The organism is Lysinibacillus sp. F12 (genome assembly GCF_057773605.1).
On record NZ_JBYMLP010000003.1, the window covers coordinates 285089 to 301599 of the forward strand.

Annotated in this window: 24 protein-coding genes; 20 read left to right on the plus strand and 4 right to left on the minus strand. The window is 37.5% G+C overall.

Annotated elements, in window-relative coordinates; all coding sequences use genetic code 11:
* Positions 1-98 precede the first annotated feature (98 nt).
* The 5 genes from AC3CH7_RS15260 (at position 99) to AC3CH7_RS15280 (ending at position 3204) form a co-directional block, all read left to right on the plus strand.
* The gene (locus AC3CH7_RS15260; protein WP_036161404.1) at positions 99-815 is read left to right on the plus strand and encodes a toast rack family protein; all 717 of its coding nucleotides are present in this window, start codon (positions 99-101) and stop codon (positions 813-815) included.
* A gap of 199 nt (positions 816-1014) precedes the next feature.
* Positions 1015-1539 (plus strand): tubby C-terminal domain-like protein, encoded by a 525-nt coding sequence (locus tag AC3CH7_RS15265; protein ID WP_031419890.1) that lies wholly within the window; start codon positions 1015-1017, stop codon positions 1537-1539.
* A gap of 113 nt (positions 1540-1652) precedes the next feature.
* Positions 1653-2408 (plus strand): alpha/beta hydrolase, encoded by a 756-nt coding sequence (locus AC3CH7_RS15270; RefSeq protein ID WP_236249632.1) that lies wholly within the window; start codon positions 1653-1655, stop codon positions 2406-2408.
* 304 nt (positions 2409-2712) lie between these two features.
* A complete protein-coding gene (locus AC3CH7_RS15275) occupies positions 2713-2919 on the plus strand; it encodes a (4Fe-4S)-binding protein (protein WP_343225176.1) in 207 nt (68 codons plus the stop codon).
* Positions 2920-2934: 15 nt separating this feature from the next.
* Positions 2935-3204: a GNAT family N-acetyltransferase gene (locus AC3CH7_RS15280; protein WP_012294109.1), complete on the plus strand. Its 270-nt coding sequence runs from the start codon at positions 2935-2937 to the stop codon at positions 3202-3204.
* Between the two features lie 37 nt (positions 3205-3241).
* Here AC3CH7_RS15280 and AC3CH7_RS15285 read toward each other — a convergent pair whose 3' ends face one another.
* A complete protein-coding gene (locus AC3CH7_RS15285) occupies positions 3242-3394 on the minus strand; it encodes a hypothetical protein (protein ID WP_155273022.1) in 153 nt (50 codons plus the stop codon).
* 240 nt (positions 3395-3634) lie between these two features.
* On the opposite strand from AC3CH7_RS15285, the gene AC3CH7_RS15290 reads away from it, so the two are divergent.
* The 5 genes from AC3CH7_RS15290 to AC3CH7_RS15310 all read left to right on the plus strand — a co-directional run bounded on the left by AC3CH7_RS15290 (position 3635) and on the right by AC3CH7_RS15310 (position 9367).
* Positions 3635-4072, plus strand: coding sequence for a hypothetical protein (locus AC3CH7_RS15290; protein WP_012294111.1), 438 nt, complete (start codon positions 3635-3637; stop codon positions 4070-4072).
* Between the two features lie 160 nt (positions 4073-4232).
* Complete coding sequence (locus AC3CH7_RS15295; RefSeq protein WP_488381512.1) at positions 4233-5915, plus strand: methyl-accepting chemotaxis protein; 1683 nt, start codon at positions 4233-4235, stop codon at positions 5913-5915.
* Between the two features lie 72 nt (positions 5916-5987).
* Positions 5988-6932 carry a hypothetical protein gene (locus AC3CH7_RS15300; RefSeq protein ID WP_198695747.1) on the plus strand — a complete coding sequence of 315 codons (945 nt, stop codon included), beginning with the start codon at positions 5988-5990 and terminating at the stop codon, positions 6930-6932.
* Between the two features lie 232 nt (positions 6933-7164).
* Entirely contained in the window at positions 7165-8724 is a 1560-nt protein-coding gene (locus AC3CH7_RS15305) for a right-handed parallel beta-helix repeat-containing protein (RefSeq protein WP_197225004.1), read from the plus strand.
* A 451-nt stretch (positions 8725-9175) separates the two neighbouring features.
* Complete coding sequence (locus AC3CH7_RS15310; RefSeq protein WP_012294117.1) at positions 9176-9367, plus strand: hypothetical protein; 192 nt, start codon at positions 9176-9178, stop codon at positions 9365-9367.
* 68 nt (positions 9368-9435) lie between these two features.
* On the opposite strand, the gene aac(6') is transcribed toward AC3CH7_RS15310, so the two are convergent.
* Entirely contained in the window at positions 9436-9870 is a 435-nt protein-coding gene (gene aac(6'), locus AC3CH7_RS15315; RefSeq protein WP_012294118.1) for an aminoglycoside 6'-N-acetyltransferase, read from the minus strand.
* A gap of 167 nt (positions 9871-10037) precedes the next feature.
* Between aac(6') and AC3CH7_RS15320 the strand changes: the two genes are divergently transcribed.
* Genes AC3CH7_RS15320 through AC3CH7_RS15330 form a run of 3 tightly spaced genes read left to right on the plus strand, consistent with a single transcriptional unit; the run spans position 10038 to position 11907 of the window.
* Positions 10038-10634: a class I SAM-dependent methyltransferase gene (locus tag AC3CH7_RS15320; RefSeq protein WP_488381511.1), complete on the plus strand. Its 597-nt coding sequence runs from the start codon at positions 10038-10040 to the stop codon at positions 10632-10634.
* Between the two features lie 24 nt (positions 10635-10658).
* Positions 10659-11234, plus strand: a complete 576-nt coding sequence (locus tag AC3CH7_RS15325; RefSeq protein WP_488381510.1) for a DNA-3-methyladenine glycosylase I — start codon at positions 10659-10661, stop codon at positions 11232-11234.
* Positions 11224-11907 carry a DUF1963 domain-containing protein gene (locus AC3CH7_RS15330; protein WP_488381509.1) on the plus strand — a complete coding sequence of 228 codons (684 nt, stop codon included), beginning with the start codon at positions 11224-11226 and terminating at the stop codon, positions 11905-11907. The genes AC3CH7_RS15325 and AC3CH7_RS15330 overlap by 11 nt, the downstream gene beginning before the upstream one ends.
* 6 nt (positions 11908-11913) lie before the next feature.
* On the opposite strand, the gene AC3CH7_RS15335 is transcribed toward AC3CH7_RS15330, so the two are convergent.
* Entirely contained in the window at positions 11914-12210 is a 297-nt protein-coding gene (locus AC3CH7_RS15335; protein ID WP_031419903.1) for a hypothetical protein, read from the minus strand.
* Between the two features lie 75 nt (positions 12211-12285).
* Between AC3CH7_RS15335 and AC3CH7_RS15340 the strand changes: the two genes are divergently transcribed.
* Together AC3CH7_RS15340 and AC3CH7_RS15345 are read left to right on the plus strand one after the other, a co-directional pair.
* Positions 12286-12486: a hypothetical protein gene (locus AC3CH7_RS15340; RefSeq protein WP_289449085.1), complete on the plus strand. Its 201-nt coding sequence runs from the start codon at positions 12286-12288 to the stop codon at positions 12484-12486.
* A gap of 161 nt (positions 12487-12647) precedes the next feature.
* Positions 12648-12947: a hypothetical protein gene (locus AC3CH7_RS15345; RefSeq protein WP_012294124.1), complete on the plus strand. Its 300-nt coding sequence runs from the start codon at positions 12648-12650 to the stop codon at positions 12945-12947.
* A gap of 89 nt (positions 12948-13036) precedes the next feature.
* Here the strand turns inward: AC3CH7_RS15345 and AC3CH7_RS15350 are convergent, their stop codons facing one another.
* On the minus strand, positions 13037-13405 hold the full coding sequence (locus AC3CH7_RS15350) for a hypothetical protein (RefSeq protein ID WP_031419906.1): 369 nt from the start codon (positions 13403-13405) through the stop codon (positions 13037-13039).
* A 199-nt stretch (positions 13406-13604) separates the two neighbouring features.
* Here AC3CH7_RS15350 and AC3CH7_RS15355 point away from each other — a divergent pair, with 199 nt between their 5' ends.
* The 5 genes from AC3CH7_RS15355 (at position 13605) to AC3CH7_RS15375 (ending at position 16430) form a co-directional block, all read left to right on the plus strand.
* Positions 13605-13991 (plus strand): hypothetical protein, encoded by a 387-nt coding sequence (locus AC3CH7_RS15355; RefSeq protein ID WP_289449084.1) that lies wholly within the window; start codon positions 13605-13607, stop codon positions 13989-13991.
* An 80-nt stretch (positions 13992-14071) separates the two neighbouring features.
* Positions 14072-14692 carry an NAD(P)-dependent oxidoreductase gene (locus AC3CH7_RS15360; protein ID WP_289449082.1) on the plus strand — a complete coding sequence of 207 codons (621 nt, stop codon included), beginning with the start codon at positions 14072-14074 and terminating at the stop codon, positions 14690-14692.
* A gap of 14 nt (positions 14693-14706) precedes the next feature.
* Complete coding sequence (locus AC3CH7_RS15365) at positions 14707-14877, plus strand: hypothetical protein (RefSeq protein ID WP_171821086.1); 171 nt, start codon at positions 14707-14709, stop codon at positions 14875-14877.
* 157 nt (positions 14878-15034) lie between these two features.
* The gene (locus AC3CH7_RS15370) at positions 15035-15190 is read left to right on the plus strand and encodes a hypothetical protein (RefSeq protein WP_012294129.1); all 156 of its coding nucleotides are present in this window, start codon (positions 15035-15037) and stop codon (positions 15188-15190) included.
* Positions 15191-15596: 406 nt separating this feature from the next.
* Complete coding sequence (locus AC3CH7_RS15375) at positions 15597-16430, plus strand: GNAT family N-acetyltransferase (protein ID WP_036166229.1); 834 nt, start codon at positions 15597-15599, stop codon at positions 16428-16430.
* Positions 16431-16511 lie beyond the last annotated feature (81 nt).

Here is a 16511-nt window from a genome sequence, read left to right on the forward strand (position 1 = left end):
CAGGTCTTAGATGAATTTCAAGCGCAAGGTCGTATTTTATATGTTCCACTCCTATATAATGAAATTATTGGTAGAATATATAGCGGGAGGAAATTAAATTGAAGAAATTAGTTGGGTTAGGTGTCGTATTGGGCACATCAGTTTTCGTCTTATCAGGGTGCTTTTCGTTTTTGCCGAGCAAAATGCAAGAAGAAACCATTTTAGTAGAAAAGGATAAAGCCAAGACATTAGAGGTAGCTATTGATTTAGGTGTCGGCGAAATGAATCTAACTGGTGGCGCCAAGGAGTGGGTTGAGGGCAAAGCGGACTATAATATTAAGAAGCTAGCCCCTCAAGTTAATTATGATGTAAGTGGCGATACAGGGGAAGTAGAAATAAAACATAAAGGCTCGACGAAGCTAGGCATCTCCAATATTAAAAATACTTGGGACATCCAATTAAATGACGATATCCCGATGGATTTGACGGTAGAAACTGGGGCTTCCTTAGCCAATCTTGATTTACAGGGACTGCAGCTAGAAAAACTAGATATTGAAGCGGGTGTTGGTGATCTCACTGTCAATTTAGGTGGCGATTGGAAAAAAAGCTTTAATGCAAGTATTGAAACTGGGGTAGGTCAAACGACAGTCATTGTCCCTTCAAAGGTTGGTGTCAAATTAACAACAGAAAAGGGCATAGGTTCATCCAATATTGAAGGTCTCATTTCGAAGGGCAAAGGTGTCTATGTCAATGAAGCATATGATAAGGCGGATGTTGTACTGGAAATCAAATCAGAAATAGGCTTAGGAGATATTACGTTTAAATTAGATAAATAAAGAAAATGCAGTAGACTACTAGTAAAGCGGTAGTCTACTTTTGTATGTTATAAGATGATGCTAAGCATTGAACAGGAAGCATTTGAACTTGAAATAGGTAAATGTATGATACTGCACAAACCGACGCTTACATTCTTTGAATTGGGTGCTTGTTTTATGTTAGTTTTAAGGAAGCAATTGTTTTGAAGGAGCGAGTCGATTGAAAACCTATACATATAAACAGCCAATGGAAATTGATTCTACAGAGGTGGTATCGATTTTAAATGAATCAGGAGAGACATCATCAACGGTTCAACGTGTTTATTCTAATGCTCTAAAAAAAGCATTTGATAAGACGATGGACTTCCGTTATTTTGTACGTTTTGACGTCCAAGATCATACTGGTCAGCCACTATTTACTTGTAAAAAGGTATCTCGACGTGGTCGTGTACATTTCCGAGGCAAGGATTTAGTGACGGGGAAGGACTATATGATTGCCTATGACGGTTGGCAAATAATGATTCCTGATTTAGTTATTACAGATGGAGAGCAGCAAATTAAGCTCAGTAAAGAAATGGAAGACTGGTCGATCTTTACATGGAATGAGGAGCCGATCGCACGTTGGCAAGCGACTTTCTGCGAAACCCATTTTGACATTACACTTCAAATTGAAGATAACAGTCCTATTCAGCATGAAGCCTTTTTTATTGCCATTGGACAGGCTGTATTATTTGTGGGAGCCTAACATTATGCTTATTCGGCATGATAAAATAGGGCACGCCAAGATTAGTGGCATATGTCATTCCATTATGCTATAAATACAACAAGAAGGTAGCCTTAAAGAGGCTACCTTCTATTATGATGAACGTGAAGAAAGGTTCTGATGTTGTGCTTACTATTTTACGGGCTAAAGAAATATACTTGAAAGGAAATGAACACGCGGTATTACTTTTACATTCCTTCACAAGCCATACAAGAGATATGAAGAAAGTGGCGACGAAGCTACACGAAAAGGGCTATACATGTTATGTACCTCTATACAGAGGACACGGCCAGAAGCCAGAACTGTTAGTACAGTACGAAGTTGAGGACTGGTGGCAGGATGTGTTGAAAGCGCACCAATTTTTGCTGGATGAAGGCTATCAAACAATTTCCGTTATCGGCTTATCCATCGGTGGTATATTTACATTGAAACTTGCACAATTAAAAAAGCTACAGCAAATCATTGTCTTATCGGTACCGATTAATAAGGAGCCAGCACAACTAAAACAAAGAATCATTGACTATGCTTATAATTATAAACATATCGAGGGTAAATCAGCGTCTCAAGTTACAGATGAGATGAAGCCGTTTAGTGATATGCCATTGGACGCGATGATTGCATTTCAGCATTTTATTATAGAAACGATGCAGCAGCTTGAGAAAATCACGATTCCAATTGCTATTTTCTACGGCAAAAGAGACGAGGACTTATACGCGTATAGTGCTGACACAATCTATCAGCGTGTTCATTCTGCTAGGAAACACAAAAGGGGCTTTGAAAACTCCAAGCATTTAATGACTTTAGGTCGTGAGCAGGATGAAATCCTTCAGGAAATCATGAGTTTTTTATAGTGAAGAGCTTACTGGTAGGGAGATTGACGACCAATAGTAAATTATGTTATCATTATCTCGAATTAGAGATAAATTAATTCGAGATATATAAATTCGTAACATATCTCAAGACAAACACAAGAATGTTTTCGCGATTTGACAAGCCCTAATTTAAAAATAGAAGAAAGATTAACACCAATTGAATAATAAACATTTTAGATGTAGGTCTAACTGTATATATCGCTAAAGAAAAATATACTATTTGATGGATTATTAGACCATTATTTGGGGTAATGAAAAAAGAAAAATGAGGGGTGTGTTAGGTATGGGTTACCGTGAGTATAGAGGAGAAGAGATAACAGTTTTTTTCGATAAAGACATGTGTCAGCATGCAGCTGAATGTGTAAAGGGCTTGCCAGAGGTGTTTAATGTTAAAGCAAAGCCTTGGATCGCACCGGATCAAGCAGCTGTCAAAAATGTAGTAGAAGTTATCAATCGATGTCCAAGTGGCGCATTAAAATATAAAAGATAAAAGGAGCATCATACCATGGAAATTAAACAAGGTCACCAATCATTTTATATCGGAAACGAGGATAATAGTGAAGCAGAGGTGCATTTTGTACGTGTAGGAGATAGTCGAATCATTCTCGACCATACACATGTAGCCGAACATCTAAGGGGCCAAAATGTTGGACAGCAATTGGTCAAAGCAGCTGTTGAATATGCGAAAAAAGAAAAACTACAAGTTATCCCATTATGTCCGTTCGCAAAAGCAGAGTTCGAAAAGCATCCAGAATATCAAGAACTAGTAGGCTAAATCAAATCGTCGCACCCCAAAACTTAGGGGTGCGTTTTTATTTTTCTCTTTCCAACTTAATTTTTTCAAGTTCCACTTCGAGCTCCTTTAGCTTGATGATGGACTCTTGCTTAATCTGATAAACCTTAATTAAACTAACAATCCCCATCAATAAAATAAACATCAGCATTAAAAATTGAAGATTTGACAAATCCTCACCTCACTTTTATTTCAATTATACACAATAAATACAATAATTTCCTGTTGTGCTAAATGATGAGTAATACAAAAACAAGAAACCAATTTAGTTTTTGATAATTATTTTACTAATTAATAGTAGGACTGCTAAAAATACTCTTTTCTTCTCACGAAACAAAGTAAGTATGCTGGGAGGAGTATGACTATTCGAAATAGAAGGTCTATAGAGTGACAAACATGAAGGAGTGATTGGATGCGATTAACGAAAGGAATTACCGGCTTTGATGCCGACCATTTAATCGAACAGGATATGCGCATGTTTCAATCGATGGTATATCATTTAGCAACAAGTGAACAGCGAGCGAAAGTACGACATTTTATCGATCAACCGCATTTTGTCTATATGCAAGCAGTAGTGGAATTAGATGGAAAGACGCTGACCATTCTTCACCATCGGTGGATGCCATATATTGCTTTTGCAAATTCGGATAAAGAACTTAGCTTTACCTTTTTATCGAGGCCTCAGCTTCACAAATATTTTCCTATGCGAAAATGTTTGGAAGCGGTAACGCTGAATACTTTACTGGAAAAGGACCGAGCCTTGCATAGTTTATCTCCTATGGAATGGAAGAACATTGCCTACTTCAAAAGTCAAACTATTGGAGATGTAATGTTTCATGCTTGGGATTGATTAGGACAAATTACTCATGTCGAAAGATGCTATCAAATACACAAAAAAGACTAAGTTATTTCTGGAAATATAGCAAAAATTCCTAAAGTCACCAATCTTTCTGTTAAAATGGTAGATTACTTTTTATGGAATAGATTCGGAAAATAAGGAGTTTTTGCACATGTCATTCAAAACAATTAGTAGAAGAATTGTTTTTTCCTTTAGCATTGTCATTACAATAATGGCGTTATATATCGTGTACAATTATTTTGCCATTCAGCAAAGTAACAATGCGACAGAACAAATGGTTTCGCAAGAATTACAATTATTGACTATAGATTACGAGCAAGCGCAAACCATTGATTTAAGAATAGCTGCGGCTAGAGGCTATATATTGTCTGGCAATGAAAAGTATAAAACTATTTTTCAAGATAATGTAGCGCGCGCGGCGAGTAATGAAAAACAGCGATTAGCCTTAACAAGCTCTGAAGATTTCAGCAAACTTGCAGAAATAGCGAAGGAATGGAATCGCTATATTGAACAACAAGTATTTGCTATTTATGAACAGGGCAACGCAAAGCTCGCTATCCAAAACATGACGAAAATGGATGCAACAGCAACGACCATTCGTGAAGGCTATGAAGATCTAGCCAAACAACGCAAGCAAGCTATTAATGAGGTAGGAGCCGACGTGATGGTTGCCGGCCAAAATAAGCAGCTAATTGGCATCGTCGTAGGTATACTCATCTTTGTCATTGCAATTATTGTTGAGTTACTGAGTGCTCGTGGTATATCAAGACCCATTATTACATTGACGGAGCGGCTGCAACAAATGACGAATGGCGATTTAAGCGGTCCCCCATTAAAGATTCAATCAAAAGATGAAGTGGGCCAACTCATGGCGGCAACCAATACGATGGCGGATATATTAAATCGCTTATTACAGCATATTCAAACGGTATCAAATGATGTAGCTACCCAGAGTGAGGAGCTATTGCAATCTACAACTGAAGTAAAGACAGGCACCGAGCAAATCGTCAATACGATGACAGAAATTGCAGGTGGAACGGAAGAGCTGGCCAGTCATACGACAGCTATTGCTACCTCCATGAACGATTTTGCTGGAAAAGTAACTGCCGTTCATCAAAGCAATAAAGACGTCCAGCACTATTCTCAGGATGTCAAAGCTTTAGCAAAAGAAGGACGTGATTTAATGTCCTCCTCTACGAAGCAGATGGGAGCAATTCAACGTATTGTGAAGGATGCGGTAGACCAGGTTGATGGATTAAGCAAGCAAACACAAGAAATTTCTAAGCTTGTCACTGTCATTCAATCCATTGCCTCACAAACGAATTTACTAGCATTGAATGCAGCGATTGAAGCAGCCCGAGCGGGAGAACAAGGAAAAGGGTTTGCTGTAGTTGCCGATGAGGTACGAAAGTTGGCTGAGCAAGTGTCATTTTCTGTAGGAGATATAACGAATATTGTGCGAAACATTCAGGATGATTCCAATAGAGTGACCGCTTCTCTTGAACAAGGCTATGGCGAAGTAGAGAAAGGGACAAGGCAAATTACGACTACTAATGCAACGTTTCATCATATTGCTGACGCAATAGAGGCCATTGCTACAAATATTGAACAAACGTCCTCCGAGCTAGATGATGTCGTTCACAATACTGACACGATTAATAAATCCGTAGACGAAATGGCTGCTATTTCTGAACAGTCAGCGGCAGGCATACAGGAAACATCAGCCACCATCGAACAGGCCGCTAGCTCTATGGAGGAAATTAAACATAGTTCCGAGTATTTAGCAGAGATGGCCGAGCAATTAAATAGTCTAATACGACGATTTAAACTGTAACGATATGTCCCTTAATTTCAAACTTCCATCACATTTACGCTGTATACTAATGTATTGGAAGGTGGAATCATTTTGAGAAAATATTTACTTTTATTACTAATGAGTACTTTATTCATGGCACCTGCTGCCTACGCCCATACGATGGATAAAAGTACACTATTTACGGATGTCCCTGAAACAACCTCAACTATTCAGGACATTATGGTGTTACATAGTATTGGGCTCCTTGGGTATAATGGCAAAGATATGGCCTTAAACCCAACTGACAACTTATCACGCAAAGATTTTGCAAGCTGGGTAGGTGGCTTCTTTGGACTTGAAGGAGCAACAGTGGATGAATTAGCACAAGCAGCACAAAAAGAAGAATACATTTCTTCCTTGGAGGGCGACCTTACATACAAGGAAATAAATACAGCACTTTTTCATCATAAACTCGAATTAGAGAACCCCGATGCAACAATGACCAAGGAGGAGTATATTGCCTTCTTAATGGAACATCTGGACTATGATATGGGCGGCCACACGCTTCTTCAAATGGGTGGTTATGCTGAAGGTCCAACTGGTACCATTGAAGATGTCGTGACAGGAGATGAAACGGGCATTATTATCAATGGTAAAACGTATATGCTGTCAGGCCACCCTCGCATTTTTGCGGAATCAACTGATGCTAAAAGCTGGGTAGGTCAACAGCTAGAACGTTCTATTTTTACAACAGCTGGCGATCACCATCATGGACATGGCGGCGATCAAGAAGGACAGGGTAATCATGAAGAAGGTCATGGAGATAGTCATGATGCCCAAACTTCGAATGTAGCCACACTTCAATATGTGCAAATCAGCTCTGCTCAGGTAGCTGAAGATGATACAAAAGAAGTACAAACATCCAATGCCACACCAAGAGAAAAGCAGCAAACTGATGAGACAACATCCTCTAACTCAAGCACTGTGTGGGTCATTGCCATCCTAGTAGTGCTGGCAGCTATCTTCGCCTTTGTTTTTGTGAAAAGAAGAAAATAATGGAAAGTAATAAGAACCAACAAGGATGCCCATTCTTTGTTGGTTTTTTCGATTTCATTTCAGGTATGGAAGCGTGCTGATGTGCCATTCCCTAGCATAAACCGTCATACAATCTTCAATCATCATAAGTGAATCCACGTAAATTCCAGTAATTTTACACAAAATTGAATAACTACAAGCCTGTTCGGTATATAAATAGGGTACGATCATTTTTAGGCTGAGGAGTGTGTAAATGGCAACACTTGTAGTAAAGAGAAGTATTATGCATCGGTACCAAAGCATTGGGCAGGCAATTGAAGAGGCTATGCCTGGGGATATGATAGAAATTCGAGATGGTATTTATGAGGAAAGCTTGGATATTTCCAAGCGGCTGACATTGTATGGAGTTGGCAATGTTACAATTAAAGGTGGTGTTTTTATTCGCTACCAGACCCATGTAGATATGCGCAATTTACGTTTTCGTCAAGGACAGGGGCTCTATGTGAAAGGAGATCTTCAGTTAGAAAATTGTATTATAGAGGAGCAATTGATTCGCACACAGATTATGGTCAGCTATGGTAGTTTACTGATGAAAAATTGTGCTGTGCTTGCTACATCGCTCAATCATTTTGGTCTGCGTGTTGCTAATGGTTCCAGTGTTATTCTCGTTGATACAACACTTGAGCATCATGTGAAAGCTCAAATTATTGCACAAAATTGTGAAATGACATTAAGCAATTGTCTGCTACTCGAAGGGAAAAAACATGGTATTTTTGCGATTCGCCATGTGAAGATGGTAATGGAGGATTGTGAAGTTCATGGTCATGAAAAGGAGCAAATTGTAGCGGCGTCTAGTGAGCTGGCAATCACCAATTGCCTTATTCACCAAGGACAGGGGGTTGGTATACAGCTTTTTGATGATACGATTTTACGTATGGATGGCTGTGAGATTAAGAATCATCATGACACGAATATGATTGTCCACCGTAGTGAGGTAATGGTATCTGATTCTATATTTTCAGATGGCCAAGGACTCGGGCTGTACCTGGGAGAAAAAACTGAAGCTCAATTCTACGATTGTCAGTTTAACCGTCATGTAAAAGCACAAATGCTGATAGAGAATAGCAAGGCAGAGTTTCGCAAATGCCATGTACGTAATGGAATGGCTGTTGGTATGACCATCGTAGATGAAGCTGATGTTTCGATGACCGAATGTCAAATCCAAAACCATCAGCAATTTCATATCATTGTGGATGCAAGTGGGCTACAGCTCCATCAAACGACTATTCAATTTGGGCAATCAGGTGGTATTTATGGCAATGAGCATGCCAAAATTATGCTTCACCATACAAACATTCGAGAGCTGGAAAAGCAACATGTATATTTGAACAATGCCCGTTTGTTTACTCAGCATTGTACGTTTGAACAAATGCAAAATAACGGGATTACGTGTATTGACGCCATTTTTGAAGTAGCCAACAGCCATTTCAAAGACTGCCAGGATAGCACGTATGCGATGATATGGTCTGATCGTTCAATGGGACGTATTGAACATTGCAAAGTAGGCGAAGCAGCACGCCCATTTTTAGCTCTGTCCAATCAATCTTTATTAGAAATACGTGATACAGATTTAAGTGCAGTGAAGGCTCCAGCGGTGGTACAGGAAAACAGTCAGTTATATGTGCAAAAGCATGTTCAGACAACAACTTGGCATCGAGACACAGCTTCAAGAGTATCACAAATAGAGATGGTTCAAACAAATGAAGAGAACCATATAAAAATGCTGAAAAATGATATTAAAAAAATAATTTAATAACCGATTATACAACTAAGACAAGTAGTTTCAATTTTGAAATTACTTTTTTTATGGCGGGCATCAGAAGGTTTCAACTTTATATTTATGGGTAAAGTAATATGTTTGTGTCAAAAACGATGAGATAAATAGGCAGCGAAAACTCTATAATTCGACAAACTGACTGATTATTTTTATAATGGTATAGACAACTTCTTTTCAATTACTGCAATTTTCCAAAAAAATAAGAAGTAAAATGGTATATTTTCTTGTAAATGTTATTTTTGGAATAATAAAGTTTGGAATTGATGTAAAAAAAATAGTAAGAAATTTTAGATAATAGATTGATTAGTTTCGGTGAATTAGCCTATAATTAGTAAAAATGGTTCATATATAAGATGATTATATGTTATTTGTGAAGTGTGTGTAATTTGTTTAAAATAATAATAAAAAGGAATGGGGGTGATAAGAGATGTTTGGGCTGACAAAAGAGGAAATTCTTTTAAAGTTAGAGGAAATTGAATTAGCAGAGAAGCATAAAAGTGCGATTGCTGATATCTTACAACTAAACAATATGCGCATAGAACAACAGCTTGCATTACTGATCCATTTAATAATCGATGAGCGCGAACGTAATATTTCTAACCATACATATTTAAATTAACCATATATATAGATGCAAAAATCACAAGTGCAGGATTCGAAGCACTTGTGATTTTTTTATCACATTTTTTATAATTTTTTTGTAAAACAAATGATTCGATTCGCTTCCGTAAACCCGAGCTGTAAATGTACTTGTAAACTTTCGGTATTGTCCCATTCACAATCACTTGCAAATTCTGAGCATCCCATATGCTTGGCCCATTGTTCACAATGTGCTACAAGCTGTCTAGCATAGCCTTGCTGTCGATAGTTATCCATGACGAATAATCCTTCTAAATAGCCGACTGGACTAGAGTCCGTACCCTCTACATAATCTGTTCTCAGCTGACATTGGGCAAAGCCAATCGCCTTGTCATGGTCGTAGGCTAAGAAAATAGCTGCATTGTCATCCTTCAATAAATGTGTCATGCTTTCAGTAAATTCCTCTACTGTATGATTAGGCCACAGCAATAAAGCTAATGTCGCAGCTGCCAGGGCATCCTGTTGCTCTGCTTGTTGAATCATTCAAAGTTCCTCCATCCTATTCATTCCGAAAACGAAACAAAAATCTTTTTTGTACGTACAAACTAGTAAGAGTTTCTGTCGTTGATGTGCTTTCTATCATTATATACAGGGTATACATGTAAAAAAAGGATAAAATCCACATCGATTTTGATGAGAGGGGAACCGATATGTCATTATTACAATCGTTAATTGAACAGGCAAAAAATCCAAAAGGATGGATGGGTTCATGGATGCTACGTATCATGAATATCACTCATCGTGGCATGAATAGTTGGTTTATCCGGCAAGGTGCCATCAATGATGGGGACCGTGTGTTAGATATTGGCTGTGGCGGAGGGAAAACACTCGGAATTTTATCGAAATTGAATCCCAATAGTATAATTTATGGGATTGATATTTCTGCACAGGCAGTAAAGGAATCCATCAAAATGAATGAAGCGAATGTCGCAAGTGGCAGCATCATTGTTAAGGAGGCAAGTGTGTCTCAAATTCCATATGAGGACCAATTCTTTGATGCAATCACAGCTTTTCAAACCCATTATTTTTGGCCATCATTGGAGCACGATGTTGGGGAAGTATGGAGGGTATTAAAAAATGGAGGAAAATTTATTGTCATTGCGGAGCTCTACAAAATGAATTACCATATGGAAGCATTCCAAACACCAGCAGCTATGAAGGATTTATTGAAAAAAACCGGTTTCCAAACGGTATATATAAGTGAAAAGACAAGTAAAGGATGGCTATGTATTACGGCCATAAAATAATATATAAGCATAGGAGGTTTTTCGATGAAAAGATGTTCGTGGGTCAAGCTAGATCAGCCGTTGTATGTAGATTATCATGACAAAGAATGGGGAGTACCCGTCTATGATGATCAGCATTTATTCGAAATGCTTTGTTTGGAGGGGGCACAGGCAGGACTTAGCTGGTGGACCATTTTACAAAAGCGAGAGGGCTATCGAGAGGCATTTGATCAATTCGAGGCTAAAAAAATTATCCTTTATTCAGAGGACAAGCTTTTGGCATTACAGCAAGACACACGTATTGTGCGCAATAAATTAAAAATCGCTAGCGTTGTGACGAATGCTAAAGCTTTTCTACAAATACAAGAAAAATATGGCTCGTTTTCTGAATATATTTGGGGATTTGTCGATCACCAACCAATTGTAAATGAATGGCCATCTATGGCAGAGGTACCAGTGACAACAGATCGTAGTGATCGGATGAGTAAGCAATTGAAGAAGGACGGCTTTAAATTTGTAGGAAGTACTATTTGTTATTCATTTATGCAGGCAGTTGGTATGGTCAATGATCATATAACGGATTGCTGCTGTCGACAACATGAGCTTGCGCATGAGCATTAAACATATCCAATCTCAGCTAGCCAAGCAAGCGACCATATTCCAGACGGGTGGCTTCCGTCCAACCCATGAGCTTTTAGAAAGTTGGATTGGCTATGTGGGATGGTCATTACTAGAGGAGGATCGACCCTCCAATTTTCAACCGCTTGCTACATTATTTTTGAAAGATTTGCCCTATGTTCCTCCTGCTTTACAGCCATTTCAATTGGTAACGCTATTTGTCCATGAGAATATTTTCGAACATCTCATGGAGGATGATTTGAGCAACTTTTTTAAAATAAGAGCCTACACCACTTTAGAAAACCTAGTACAGCGGGACTGGCAGCATGAGCGTATTCGAGCCTTTCCTCTGCAGGCAGAGCTTATTCACAATGATTATCCAGTATGGGATGGCGGGGGTATTCCTGCACAAATTGAAGAGGACATACTAAGATTGAAGCATGAAAAGGGTCTCAATTATTTTGACGATATCCTCGAAGATCTGTATCCGCAACACAAAATTGGTGGCTACCCGACCTTTTGTCAAAGTGGTTATGATTTTGGAGAAGACACACCTTTTGTCTTCCAGATTGCCTCAGATGCCAAGGCACAACTGAATATTGTGGATAATGGCAATTTTTATTTCTTTTATAATCCAAACGAACAGACATGGCGCGTCTATTGTGATTTTTATTAACATTCTTTAAGGCTTAGCCCAAAAATGTATTGTGATAGCAATCATGTATTGAATGAAAAATAAGCCTAGATACGCGCCTGACATTAGAAAAATAGGATTTAAGAAAACAGCGTGAATCGTTGTCATAAAGACCACATCCTCACGAATAATCTGCGCTATAGAAGTAGCGGCAATATAGCCAAAAAGAATAGCTGATACGACACCTAACGCATTGAAAACAAGGCGCATTTTATCACTTTTTTGCTGAAGATAGACCATGAGAGCAGGTATGACAATGATAGTAACCATTATGAAGACGTTCATCCACACACATCCTTTTTTCTCAGGATGCCCTTGTTAGCTGGTACATAAACCAAAAATATAGAGGAGGGGAATAAGGTGAGATGGCAAGATGGGGAGATGAAAAAAATAAAGAAGGTGAAGAAAATGGAGCATAAAACAGTCGTCAAGAATGGCATAGGCTTTGGTTCTGTTTTAGCGATTACGATTTCATGGAGTGTCCATCATTCCATCATATGGGCAAGCATCCATGGATGCTTTAGCTGGCTCTACGTCCTCTATTATGCATTTACTCGCTAAACTTTAAAGCATACCTATCAGCTAAGTATTTGTTTATTCCAAAAATTTTTGGGGTACAAACAAAGTAACGTTCATAAATATTGACTAACAAGCATAAATAACAAAGTGCTCTTTTTCAAGAGAACAAACTTCAGTATGAACGTAGAAGAAAGGTTGATAGCATGACACATCAAGTAACGGCATTAAGTAATGTGAATGGAAAAGCTACGGGAGTGGAAGGTATTTTACAAAATGTAGCATTTATTTTATCGACGTTTACGGTCTCTTGCCCGCAACGGGAATGGAGCATTCGGTCAGATATTCGTAAACTCTTCCAACGTATGAAAAAAATGAACACCAAACGTTTGATTGAGTGTATCCAGCGTTTTGAGCCTAGAGTAGTCGTAGTGGAAGTGGATTATTTGGGCGATGTTTATCGAGGAAAACTTGAGCCCATTGTGAAAGTAATTATTAATGAATAAGCCTATAAATTCTGCCAGGATTCAACCTGGCAGAAGATCAAATAAATAGTCCGTTTACATATATTAGAAAATATCAATTCCAGAATTCTTTAAGCAATTGTGCTTCTTCGTATTAGAATAATTTGTTGGCAATCTATGATAATCGGAGAAGCTCCTACATCTGCTACTTCTAAGAATGTAGCACAGCACGTTTTAGGATCTAGGCTAATGAAAAAGACATCAGCTAAGCTAAAACCACCTGCTAACACGACGTCTACAAGTGTGCCAATAGGCAGACATTCTAATTGATGGCAAATACAGCCTTTACATTCGTTTTTCTCACAGCAATCTTTCTCAGGGCATTTTTCTTCCTTGTGTTCGCATTTACATGTATGCTTACATTTTTTCTCACAGCACTTTTTTGCTTCGTCTTTTTGTTGACCCCAATTCATATAATGATTAAATCTACAATCTTGCATCTTTTAATCTCCTTTATGGTTAATTTTTAGTATTGGTCGCGCAACCCTTACACATCTAATCTATGAAAAATTAAATAGAGTTCTTGGTAATTTGCCCTTGGAATAGAAAAATGGAAACTTTGTCGTACATAACTAACCGTTTTTAGGGGGTAATACTAGATTTCTGCCTGTTAATATAAAGGTGAAAGGGAGCGAGTGTATGAAGAGAATACTACAAGGTTTCTTTTTACTGATGTTCGCTATAGTAGTGATATCATGGCTGATTGTAGAAAAACAGCCTTCACCAATAGCCGTAAGTTTCTCTCCTTCTCCGACCTATGCGGAAGAGTTTAGTGAAAAATTACAAGAGACTAATTTTACACAAAAGATTATACAAGCAGTACGAAAGGCAGGTTATTCACCAGATAGTACAGTAGGCTATTTGGTAGATTCCCCTAACCATCAAATCATCACCATCCAATTACACGATGGTAATGAAATAGAAAAAAGCACAGAAAGTGAGATTCAAACGATTATCCATGAGCTAGCCAAAGAAGAGAATATGGGAACATTTATAGTGAATGTTCAGCTATTAGAAACAAAATAAGGAAAGCGGGAGACACATATTGCATGTGTCTCTTTTGCATAGAAGGGGCATGTTATAATGGAATGAAGAGGTGAAGGTCTATGAAAATATTAGTTTTGGGTGCAACTGGACGTGTGGGAAGAAAAATTGTTGAGTTCGCGTTAAAAGATCAACACGAAGTAACGACATTTGTCCGTGATCCCCATAAATTACAGATGGACAATAAGAAATTACATATCTTTCAGGGAAATGTCTTAAATAAGAACGATCTCGAACAGGCTATGGTGAATGTGGATGTAGTAGTAAGTGCATTAAATACAGATGGGAATGATACTTTATCTACTAGTATTTTGCTCATACTTGAGGTTATGGAGCAACAAAAGATAAAGAGAATTATTACGATTGGCACTGCGGGTATTTTACAAAGTCGAGTGTCGCCAACAATTCTTCGTTATCAATCAACGGAATCCAAACGAAAATCTACGTTTGCTGCTAAGGAGCATCAGTACGTTTTTGAACAATTACACGTTTCCAATGTCGATTGGACGATTGTTTGTCCAACCTATTTACCAGATGGATCATTTACAGGAACCTATCGAGTGGAGCGTAATTTTTTACCTGAAGGCGGTAGTGAAATATCAGTAGCCGATACAGCCTACTTTGCCTACCAACAAATCTTTAGTAAGGAATTCGTTAAAACGCGAGTAGGGCTCGCCTATTAAAAGGAGGGTAAAAAATGAGAATCATTCACATGCTCATTGGCCTGCTCATTACATGTATTGGGCTTGCTCTGCTAAATACAACGATGGATGCTGCCATTCGAAATATGATGGTAAAAGTATATGGTATCCTTCTTCTGTCTATTGGGGTGTTTTATCTAAAAAAAATTGCGAAAATGGGGAAGTAATAGCTTTGTTAAGTAATGGATTCCTTCAATGGACAGGGTTTTAATAGGAATAGCGGATACTTATGCTTATAGGGTGAGAAAGTAAATGGATATTTTCCTTTTTATTGAAGGTTTGCTATACTTTATGTCGAATATATATCATTAAAGAGGTGATTGTATGGGCAAAGAGATATCAAACCACTATCAATATCCTGAACACCTAACCAATCAAGATGGAAACGAAAAGACAGAGCTATATGTCATAAAGATAACAAAGGAACAAGTGGATAGGTTGATAGAGGATATCGATCAAACTTTAAGGGCGTCTACCTGACGTCTTTTTTTATTATGGGTTTGCATCATTAAGAGTAAAGCTTAGTCCTGCCCCGAAGTAATCAATTCAGGAAAAAGTTCCCTCATTTATTGGTGAATCAAAACGTGCAGTTATTAGCTTTACTTTATAAAAAGTTATAAAATGGTAAAATATTAAATATTACATCAGAACGTTTAAAATGAAAAGAGCTAGAAGGGGCTATTTCATGCTGGATAATTATTTGATTAAGGATTTTACCCTATAGTTCTTTCGTACAGATAAAAAAATAAAATCAGTAAGATTGAAAATGCATCATCGCTACGCCATTTCATAGCTGCCTGTATAAAGCAGTTTTTTCTAAAAAAACTATAGGAATTTAAATACAAACAAATATTTTATCGGATTATGAAAGGAGCTGAGCTGTTTTATGATTTATAAATTGGATAAAAGAGACTACTACAAAATAAAAAGGTTACTACAAACACCTGATCAGAAGAATGATTTAACATTAAATTCCATAATTAATGGTATGAACAGAGGGACAATTTATGTAGACAATCTGCAAGAACCCAATACAGCACTAATAGATGTAACAGGAATAAGCAGTATTTTTATTGGGAATGCGACTAATCAACAGTTTATTGATTCTTTACGAGATTTTCTTGATAATGAATTAAAAATGGATACTTATGAATCGTGTGGTGGAACCTGGTTTATTGCAGTCATAAAAGATGAGATATGGGAACAAGTAGTAGAAAATGTTATTGCTGATAAAGAATACGAACCAGATTATGAGTTGTATTATCAATTCAATCCTAAGGCTTTCGTTTCCTTAAAAGAGCAATACAAACCTTTACCGGATAATTATCTAATAAAAAAAATTGATACCGAAGTCATTAAGAACGATCCAGATGGAATTCTTTCTGACGTATTAGAAGAGGTTTGGTATTCAATTGAAGACTTTAATACTCATGGACTGGGATATTGTATCCTAAGGGATAATAAAATAGTAAGTGCATGTTTTTCTTGCTGTGTACACGAGAATAAGCATGAAATTAGTGTTGAAACATACGACGAGAAACACATGAATAAAGGATTAGCAACTTTAGTATGTTCAGCATATTTAGATGATTGTATAAAAAATGGACTAGTACCCCAATGGTCAACGATGGAAACAAACCTTGAATCTAAACGTTTAGCAAAAAAATTGGGCTTTGAATTTGAGTCAAAACTAAAAACATTGGAGTTTGAATGGAAATGATTATGAGATACTCTTTAAAAGTATATAATATTAAAAATTTAGAAAATTTTTTCTGCTGTAACTTTGAAAAAACTATCCTAT

Excerpts from the sequence above, each read along its gene's own strand:
- AC3CH7_RS15290 (WP_012294111.1), top strand. The coding sequence starts at position 3,635 with ATGCGATTAACGAAAGGAATTACCGGCTTTGATGCCGACCATTTAATC.
- AC3CH7_RS15375 (WP_036166229.1), top strand. The coding sequence starts at position 15,597 with ATGATTTATAAATTGGATAAAAGAGACTACTACAAAATAAAAAGGTTA.
- AC3CH7_RS15305 (WP_197225004.1), top strand. The coding sequence starts at position 7,165 with ATGGCAACACTTGTAGTAAAGAGAAGTATTATGCATCGGTACCAAAGC.
- AC3CH7_RS15360 (WP_289449082.1), top strand. The coding sequence starts at position 14,072 with ATGAAAATATTAGTTTTGGGTGCAACTGGACGTGTGGGAAGAAAAATT.
- AC3CH7_RS15355 (WP_289449084.1), top strand. The coding sequence starts at position 13,605 with ATGAAGAGAATACTACAAGGTTTCTTTTTACTGATGTTCGCTATAGTA.
- AC3CH7_RS15275 (WP_343225176.1), top strand. The coding sequence starts at position 2,713 with ATGGGTTACCGTGAGTATAGAGGAGAAGAGATAACAGTTTTTTTCGAT.
- AC3CH7_RS15330 (WP_488381509.1), top strand. The coding sequence starts at position 11,224 with ATGAGCATTAAACATATCCAATCTCAGCTAGCCAAGCAAGCGACCATA.
- AC3CH7_RS15295 (WP_488381512.1), top strand. The coding sequence starts at position 4,233 with ATGTCATTCAAAACAATTAGTAGAAGAATTGTTTTTTCCTTTAGCATT.
- AC3CH7_RS15325 (WP_488381510.1), top strand. The coding sequence starts at position 10,659 with ATGAAAAGATGTTCGTGGGTCAAGCTAGATCAGCCGTTGTATGTAGAT.
- AC3CH7_RS15370 (WP_012294129.1), top strand. The coding sequence starts at position 15,035 with ATGGGCAAAGAGATATCAAACCACTATCAATATCCTGAACACCTAACC.
- AC3CH7_RS15365 (WP_171821086.1), top strand. The coding sequence starts at position 14,707 with ATGAGAATCATTCACATGCTCATTGGCCTGCTCATTACATGTATTGGG.
- AC3CH7_RS15270 (WP_236249632.1), top strand. The coding sequence starts at position 1,653 with ATGATGAACGTGAAGAAAGGTTCTGATGTTGTGCTTACTATTTTACGG.
- AC3CH7_RS15335 (WP_031419903.1), bottom strand. The coding sequence starts at position 12,210 with ATGAACGTCTTCATAATGGTTACTATCATTGTCATACCTGCTCTCATG.
- AC3CH7_RS15345 (WP_012294124.1), top strand. The coding sequence starts at position 12,648 with ATGACACATCAAGTAACGGCATTAAGTAATGTGAATGGAAAAGCTACG.
- AC3CH7_RS15320 (WP_488381511.1), top strand. The coding sequence starts at position 10,038 with ATGTCATTATTACAATCGTTAATTGAACAGGCAAAAAATCCAAAAGGA.
- AC3CH7_RS15310 (WP_012294117.1), top strand. The coding sequence starts at position 9,176 with ATGTTTGGGCTGACAAAAGAGGAAATTCTTTTAAAGTTAGAGGAAATT.
- AC3CH7_RS15350 (WP_031419906.1), bottom strand. The coding sequence starts at position 13,405 with ATGCAAGATTGTAGATTTAATCATTATATGAATTGGGGTCAACAAAAA.
- AC3CH7_RS15280 (WP_012294109.1), top strand. The coding sequence starts at position 2,935 with ATGGAAATTAAACAAGGTCACCAATCATTTTATATCGGAAACGAGGAT.